Source organism: Pseudomonas fluorescens (assembly GCF_018614775.1).
In the GTDB taxonomy this organism is placed as follows: domain Bacteria; phylum Pseudomonadota; class Gammaproteobacteria; order Pseudomonadales; family Pseudomonadaceae; genus Aquipseudomonas; species Aquipseudomonas fluorescens_BY.
In genome coordinates, this window is the sequence record NZ_JAGGOF010000053.1 from 34,097 (window position 1) to 41,875 (window position 7,779).

Below are 7,779 nucleotides of genomic sequence, written 5' to 3' on the forward strand. Positions count from 1 at the left end.
CAGCTCTCTTGTGGCGTGCAGCTTAAAGCTTGCCGCTAAACCGGCCATATTTCGCCATCGCCAACCACGAAAATCCTGCAGTCATTGTCCTGCTCGACCCGATAACCGCCGGTGAACGCGCCGAAGGCCGGCAGCAGGCTGATATCGCTGCCCAGCCGGAAACAGGCCAGGCGCAGGCGTTGCCGTCCCTTGCCGCTCAGGTGATAGACCGGGTGCACGTGACCGGCCAGCACATGGCGGCTGGGATGGGGATCGGGTTCATGTTGCACGGCGAAAGGGCCCAGCAACAAGGGCTCGGGTACCACGCGAATATTCAGCGAAGCAGGTGGGTCGCCGGCACGCTTGTCATGATTGCCGCGAATCAGCGTCATGGCCAGGTGCGGATGCCTGTCACGCCATTCGGCAAGGGCCATCAGGGTGCCTGACGCGTGGGAACCGGGGCCGTGGAGGAAGTCCCCGAGGAAAATCAGTTGTCGGCACGGCAGGCTCGCCAGCAGCCCATCCAGTACCGCGATGTTGCTGGCGGTGGTGCCGTGGGGCACCGGCTGACCGAGGCTGCGGTAGGCAGCGGCCTTGCCGAAATGAACGTCGGCCACCATCAGGGTTTCCTGGGCGGGCCAGTAGATGGCTTTTTCTGGCAGCAACCAGAGTTCTTCGCCGGCCAGACTGACGGGATAAGGTGCGGGCATCAAGCGTCACCGCGATCGGCGGTTTTTTCCAACTCGCTGACCATCCGGCGGATGCGATCGGCAAGTTTTTCCGAACTCATGCTTTCCCTGAACCGCTCCACCAATAACGGGAAGCCGAGCGGCGTCGGGCGTTTGATCCTATGCAGGTCCAGCTTCAATGTATTGAGGCGTTCCAAGGTCTGCTCCAGTCGGCGGATATCCAATTCTTCACGCAAGACTTCTTCCCCGGCCTGGGCCAGCAGGAGGTTATCAGCGTCGTATTGCTTGAACACCTGGAAGAACAAGCCGCTGGAGGCCTGCACTTGCCGGGTGCTCTTCGGCGCACCGGGGTAACCGGCAAACACCAGGCCGGCGATCCGGGCAATTTCGCGGAAGCGCCGCAGGGCCAGTTCACCGGCGTTCAGGCTCGCGAGCACGTCATCCAGCAGGTTGTCCGCGCTCAAGAGCTCCGGGGTCAGGTATTTCGACCAATCCAGCGCCGTGGCGCTGAGCAGTTCCAGGCCGTAGTCGTTCACCGCAATGGAGAACGTCACCGGCTGTTGCCGGCTGACACGCCAGGCCAGCAGGCTCGCCAACCCCAGATGAACCTGGCGTCCGGCAAACGGGTACAGGAACAGGTGCCAGCCTTCTCGGGATTTGAGTGCTTCGGCCAGCAGCGAGCCTTGGGTGGGCAAGCCGGACCAGCGTTGCTGCGTCAATAGCAAGGGCTTCACGGCTTGCATCTCCGGGCCCTCGAAACGGCCCAGCGCCGCCTCGCTCAGGCGGGCCACGACGGCAGCGGCCAGTTCGTTGGAAAGGGGCATGCGCCCGCCGTTCCAGCGCGGTACGGCGGCTTTCTTGGCCTGGCTGCGTCGGACATAGGCGGTCATGTCTTCGACCCGGACCAATTCCAGCAGGCGTCCGGCGAACAGGAAACCGTCCCCGGGTCGCAGGCGGGCGATGAAACCTTCCTCCACGCTGCCCAGGGTCTTGCCGCCACCGCCCTTGCTCCAGAATTTCAATTGCAGGCTGGCATCGCTGACGATGGTGCCGATGCTCATGCGGTGACGCCGGGCCAGGCGTGCGTCAGGCACTCGCCAGATCCCGTGCTCGTCGGGCTCGACCCGCCGGTAATCGGGGTAGGCGGTCAATGACAGGCCGCCGTGGCGAACGAATGCCAGGGCCCAGGCCCATTCGGCTGGATTGAGGTCGCGATAGGCCCAGGCGCCGCGCACTTCCTCGTACAAGGCGTCGGGCGCGAAGCCGCCGCCCAGCGCCATGCTGACCAGGTGCTGCACCAGCACGTCCAGGGGCTTGTGGGGTGATTCGCGCGGTTCGATGCGCCGTTGGGCCACGGCGTCCTGGGCCGCTGCGGCTTCGATCAGCTCCAGGCTGTGAGTCGGCACCAGGGTCACCCGTGAGGTCCGGCCCGGCGCGTGGCCGGAGCGCCCGGCACGCTGCATCAGCCGCGCAACGCCCTTGGCCGAACCGATTTGCAGCACCCGTTCCACCGGCAGGAAATCCACGCCCAGGTCCAGGCTGGAGGTGCAGACCACCGCTTTGAGCTGGCCGTCCTTCAGCGCGCGTTCCACCCAATCGCGGGTGTCGCGGGACAGCGAACTGTGGTGCAGTGCGATCAGCCCGGCCCAGTCAGGTCTTGCCTCAAGGATGGCCTGGTACCAGATTTCCGATTGCGCCCGGGTGTTGGTAAAGACCAGGCAACTGCTGCTGGCGTCGATCTCGGCGACGACCTGAGGGAGCATTTTCAGGCCGATGTGCCCGGCCCAGGGAAAGCGTTCGAGGGCAGGGGGCAGCAGTGTGTCGATCCGCAGTTCCTTGGTGTTGGCGCCCTGTACGCTGATCCCGTTGCCTTGTGGGATCAATACCTGTTCGGCGTGGGCCTGGTTTCCCAGGGTGGCGGACACGCCCCAGACGATGAGGTCGGGATTCCAGTGGCGCAAACGGGCCAAGGCCAGTTGCAATTGCACGCCGCGTTTGTTGCCGATCAGCTCATGCCATTCATCCACCACCACCATGCGCAGGGTGGACGTGGCCGTGCGGGCATCGGCCCGCGCGAGCATCAGGGTCAGGCTTTCGGGGGTGGTGATCAACGCGGTGGGCAGGCGCCGGCCCTGGCGAGCCCGTTCACTGGTGCTGGTGTCGCCGGTGCGCAGGCCGACGCTCCAGGGCAGTTGCAGGTCCGCCAGCGGCGCTTCGAGGGCTTTGCCGGTGTCGGCGGCCAGGGCCCGCATCGGCGTGATCCACAGCACGGTCAATGGTTCGGCCGGTGGCTTGCGTTTGCTCGGTTTGTCTGGCGGCGGGGCGGGGCGGGCGAAGCGGTTGAGGGCGGCGAACCACACGGCGTAGGTCTTGCCGGCACCGGTGCTGGCATGCAACAGCCCGGACTCCCCGCGTTTCACCGCGGTCCATACCTGTTTCTGAAAAGCGAACGGCTTCCAGTTCCGGGCGCTGAACCACTGTCTTGCGAGGTCGTTGGATGTAGCCATGCCTGCCGCGTACGCCCTGAAAGTCTTCTTTCAGTGACCACGGCAGGATGCCAAAGGTTTTACGCGAAACTGATTGTTTGAGCAGGCTCTTGTGGCGAGGGAGATCGTTTCAGCAGGGGCTCCCTCGCCACGGGTGATGCCTCACCAGTTCTACTTCAAATTTCCACTGAGAAACTGCTTGAGCCGTTCGCTGGTGGGATTGCCCAGGACGTCTTCCGGCGCGCCTTCTTCTTCCACCAGGCCCTGGTGCAGGAACAGCACCTGGTTCGAGACTTTGCGGGCGAAGCTCATTTCGTGGGTCACCATGATCATGGTTCGGCCTTCTTCGGCCAGGCCCTGGATCACCTTCAAGACTTCCCCCACCAGTTCCGGGTCGAGCGCCGACGTGGGTTCGTCGAACAGCATCACTTCCGGCTCCATCGCCAGGGCGCGAGCGATGGCCACGCGTTGCTGCTGGCCACCGGACAGGAACGCCGGGTATTGCTCGGCGACCCGCGCCGGCAGGCCGACCTTGTCCAGATAGCGTCGGGCCCGGGCCTCGGCTTCCTGCCGGTCGAGGCCCAGCACCCGGCGTGGCGCCATGGTGATGTTCTCCAGCACCGTCATGTGGCTCCACAGGTTGAAGTGCTGGAACACCATGGCCAGACGGGTGCGGATACGCTGCAGTTCGTTGGCGTCGGCCACATGCATGCCGTGGCGGTCCTTGATCATCTGGACCGGCTTGCCGTCCAGGCTCATGGCGCCGTCGTTGGGTTGTTCGAGGAAGTTGATGCAGCGCAGGAAGGTACTCTTGCCCGAGCCACTGGCACCAATCAGGCTGATAACGTCGCCTGTCCTGGCCTTGAGCGAAACGCCTTTGAGCACCTGATGTTCGCCGTAGCTTTTATGCAGGCCTTCGATGGTCAGTTTGTACATGGAACGTGCATCCTCAAGGCGAAAGTAGGTAGCCGCTGCGGTAGGCTTCGGTGCCGGCGACATGGGCGATGACCATGCCGGCCGTGGCCATGCGGCGCAGCGAGCGGGCGTACAGCAGCCCGGCGTTACGGCAGTGAACGGGGGTGACGGTGTCGTTGACCGGGTCGATGATTTCCGCGATCAGTTGCCCCGCTTCCAGGTATTCCCCAGGCAGGGCGCTGTAGACCAGCAAGCCGCCCACGGGCGTCGCCACCGGCTCGACAGCGGCCAGCGGCGTGGCCGGGTAGGGCAGCTCGGGCATGGGCATCGGTTCGCCGTCGATGGCGCCGTAGCGGATCAGGTATTCGATCAGGGCCTGGCAGTCGAGGCTGGCCAGGCCGTGGTTGACGTCGCCCTGGCCACGCAGCTCCACGGTCACCGAAAAACTTCCCAAGGGAATCTCGAAGCGTTCGCCGAAGCGTTCCTTGAGTTGCCACCAGAGCAGGGTGAAGCACTCGTCAAAGGACTGCCCCCCCGAATCAGTCGCCAGCAGGCTCGCCTCGGCACCGATGTAGCGGGCCAGCGGCTCGACCTGTGGCCAGGCTTCGGGCGTGGTGTACAGGTGGGCCACGGCTTCGAAATCGCAATGCAGGTCCAGCACCATGTCGGCGTCACAGGCCAGCCGTTGCAGTGCCAGGCGCATCGACTGCAATTGGGTGCCAGCGGTCTGCCGCGCGAGGGCATCGCGCAGGCTGGTGCGGATCAGCATCAGGTTGTGCTGCGGATCGTCGGTGAGCAGTTCTTCGATTTCGTTGCCGATCTCCTCGCTCAGGTCGACGAAGCGGCGGTTGAAGTTCTGTCCGCTCTCGGTTTCGTAGCGGCCCAGGGGCACGTCCATCAGCACTTGTTCAAGGCCGATGGGGTTGGCGACGGGCACCAGCACGATCTCGTGTCGCAGGTGGCCCGACGCTTCGAGCTCGGCCAGGCGTTGCTTGAGGTGCCAGGCAACCAGCATGCCGGGCAGTTCATCGGCGTGCAGCGACGACTGGATGTAGATTTTGCCAGCGGCTTTTTCCGGGCCGAAGTGGAAGCTGTGGATCTTGCGTGCGGTCCCCGGTACCGGGGCCAGCAGGTCATGGATCTGGTGGCGCATTTGCGTGTGTGTCCTGGAAACGGAGCCCTAGTGGGTCGGCCCGAGAAAGGCCAGCCATCGGCGTTCGGCGAGGCGGAAGAGGCCCACCAGTGCGAAGGTGACCGTCAGGTAGATCAGCGCGGCGATCCCGAACGACTGGAACGTCAGGAACGTCGCCGAGTTGGCGTCCCGGGCAACTTTCAGCACGTCTGGAACGGTAGCGGTGAACGCCACGGTCGTCGAGTGCAGCATCAGGATCACTTCGTTGCTGTAATACGGCAACGAGCGGCGCAACGCCGAGGGCATGATCACGTAGGCGTACAGCTTCCAACCGGTCAGGCCATAGGCCTTGGCCGCTTCGACTTCGCCGTGATTCATGCTGCGGATCGCCCCGGCAAAAATCTCCGTGGTGTAGGCGCAGGTGTTCAGGGCGAAGGCGAGGATCGTGCAGTTCATTGCATCACGGAAAAAGCTGTCCAGCACGGGCTGGGCGCGCACCGCCGCGATGCTGTAGATGCCGGTGTAGCAGATCAGCAACTGGATGTAGAGCGGCGTGCCGCGGAACAGATAGGTGTAGAATTGCACCGGCCAGCGTACGTAGCGCTTGGGCGACACCCGGGCGATGGACAGCGGGATCGACACCAGAAAGCCGATCAGCAGCGAGGCGCTGAGCAGCCATAGGGTCATCGCCAGGCCAGTGACATTGACACCGTCGCTGTAGAGGAACGGTCGCCAGTATTCCTGCAGGAGTTCGATCATCGCACGGCCTCCCGGGCTCCGGCGGCGTAGCGGCGTTCAAGCCGGCGCAGGATGAAGTTGGACGCACTGGTGATCAGCAGATAGATCAACGCTGCCAGTACCAGGAAGTAAAACAGTTGGTAGGTGCTCTTGCCCGCATCCTGGGCCGCCTTCACCAGGTCGGCCAGGCCGATGATCGACACCAGTGCGGTGGCCTTGAGCATCACCATCCAGTTATTGCCGATACCCGGCAGGGCGAAGCGCATCATCTGCGGAAACACTACGAAGCGGAAACGCTGGCCACGCTTGAGGCCATACGCCGTGGCGGCTTCGACCTGGCCCCGAGGCACCGCGAGGATCGCGCCGCGAAAGGTTTCGGTGAAGTACGCGCCATAAATGAAGCCCAGGGTAATCACCCCGGCGCCGAATGGGTTGATCTCGATGTATTCCCATTCCATGAAGTCGGTAAACGAGGTCAGCCAGGTTTGCAGGCTGTAGAAAATCAGCAGCATCAGCACCAGGTCCGGCACGCCGCGGATCAACGTGGTGTAGAGCTGGGCAGGGATTCGCAGCAGTTTGACGCTGGACAACTTGGCACTGGCGCCCAGCAGCCCGAGCACGACGCTCACCAGCAACGACAAGGCCGCCAGCTTGATGGTCATCCAGGTGCCTTGCATCAGCAGCGGGCCAAAGCCCTTCAGGCTGAAGGCAGAGAGCCCCAGATTTTGTAGGAGTTGTTCGAACATGAAAGAGGCCTTTGGCAGGAGAAAAGCGCCCACCCGAGACCGGATGGGCGCAGCGCATTATTTGCCGCTGTACAGATTCAGATCGCCAAAGTGTTTTTTCTGGATTTCAGCGTATTTGCCGTCATCGTGTAACGCTTTGATACCTTTATCCAAAAGTGCCTTCAGCTCTTTGTTACCTTGCTTGATACCAATGGCGGTCTTGGCCGGCAGCAACTCACTGTCCACCGGCTTGCTGACTTCGTAGTCGGCGCCTTGTGGCGATTTCAGGAAGCCCAGTTCGGCTTGCAGCATGTCCTGAATGGATGCATCGAGGCGACCGGAGACCAGGTCGGCATAGACCTGATCCTGGTTGGCATAGGCCTGGGTCTTGACGCCGGCCTTGTCCAACACGGCCTTGGCGTAGGCTTCCTGGATAGTGCCTTGTTCGTAGCCGACGGTCTTGCCTTTGAGGGTAGCGATGTCTTCGCTCAGGCCTGCGCCTTTCTTGAACACTAGGGACGTTGGGCCGGAGAACAGCTCATTGGAGAAGTCGATGACTTTCTGGCGGGCCGGAGTCACGGTCATGGACGAGATCACGCCGTCGAACTTGTTGGCCTTGAGGCCTGGGATCATGCCGTCAAAGTCGCTTTCGACCCATTTGCATTTGACCTTCAGTTCGGCGCAGATGGCGTTGCCCAGGTCGATGTCGAAACCGACCAGGCTGCCGTCGGCGGCCTTGGATTCAAAGGGGGCATAGGACGGGTCGACACCAAAACGCAGCTCCTTGTATTCCTTGGCCGTGGCGACGCCGGCGGCCATGCACAACGCCAGTGCAGAAAGGGTCAGCAGTGCTTTTTTCATTATTCAATCCCTAAAACCAATATGAGCGCTTGTGGCGCGTAAGTATTGTTACCGGTGAAGGCGAGAACGGTATGACGGCATAAAGGTAGCAATTTCCGAACCAGAGTGCCGAACAGGTGTTTTAAAAAGCGTCGGCAGCCGGTAGCGGAACGCGTTGGTGCGCGGGGGGGATCGTACAACAAAAGATGCACCGGGATGGAGCGGGACGCGGATATTGGAGGCGGTTGACGCTCTGTGGGAACAAGGCTTGCCCG

The 7,779-nt window shown here is 62.7% G+C and carries 7 protein-coding genes; all 7 read right to left on the reverse strand.

All coding sequences use genetic code 11. The features are described 5' to 3' along the window. Nucleotides 1–35 precede the first annotated feature (35 nt). The 7 genes from pdeM to J7E36_RS15780 all read right to left on the reverse strand — a co-directional run bounded on the left by pdeM (nt 36) and on the right by J7E36_RS15780 (nt 7,525). Nucleotides 36–689: a ligase-associated DNA damage response endonuclease PdeM gene (pdeM, locus tag J7E36_RS15750; RefSeq protein ID WP_215004456.1), complete on the reverse strand. Its 654-nt coding sequence runs from the start codon at nt 687–689 to the stop codon at nt 36–38. After that, complete coding sequence (locus J7E36_RS15755; RefSeq protein WP_215004458.1) at nt 689–3,175, reverse strand: ligase-associated DNA damage response DEXH box helicase; 2,487 nt, start codon at nt 3,173–3,175, stop codon at nt 689–691. The genes pdeM and J7E36_RS15755 overlap by 1 nt, the downstream gene beginning before the upstream one ends. Before the next feature lie 150 nt (nt 3,176–3,325). After that, nucleotides 3,326–4,090 (reverse strand): ABC transporter ATP-binding protein, encoded by a 765-nt coding sequence (locus J7E36_RS15760; RefSeq protein ID WP_215004459.1) that lies wholly within the window; start codon nt 4,088–4,090, stop codon nt 3,326–3,328. Between the two features lie 13 nt (nt 4,091–4,103). Next, entirely contained in the window at nt 4,104–5,222 is a 1,119-nt protein-coding gene (locus J7E36_RS15765; protein ID WP_215004461.1) for a succinylglutamate desuccinylase/aspartoacylase family protein, read from the reverse strand. 27 nt (nt 5,223–5,249) lie between these two features. Next, nucleotides 5,250–5,960 carry an ABC transporter permease gene (locus J7E36_RS15770; protein ID WP_215004463.1) on the reverse strand — a complete coding sequence of 237 codons (711 nt, stop codon included), beginning with the start codon at nt 5,958–5,960 and terminating at the stop codon, nt 5,250–5,252. After that, nucleotides 5,957–6,685 carry an ABC transporter permease gene (locus J7E36_RS15775; RefSeq protein WP_215004465.1) on the reverse strand — a complete coding sequence of 243 codons (729 nt, stop codon included), beginning with the start codon at nt 6,683–6,685 and terminating at the stop codon, nt 5,957–5,959. The genes J7E36_RS15770 and J7E36_RS15775 overlap by 4 nt, the downstream gene beginning before the upstream one ends. A gap of 57 nt (nt 6,686–6,742) precedes the next feature. After that, nucleotides 6,743–7,525 (reverse strand): transporter substrate-binding domain-containing protein, encoded by a 783-nt coding sequence (locus J7E36_RS15780; protein ID WP_215004467.1) that lies wholly within the window; start codon nt 7,523–7,525, stop codon nt 6,743–6,745. Nucleotides 7,526–7,779 lie beyond the last annotated feature (254 nt).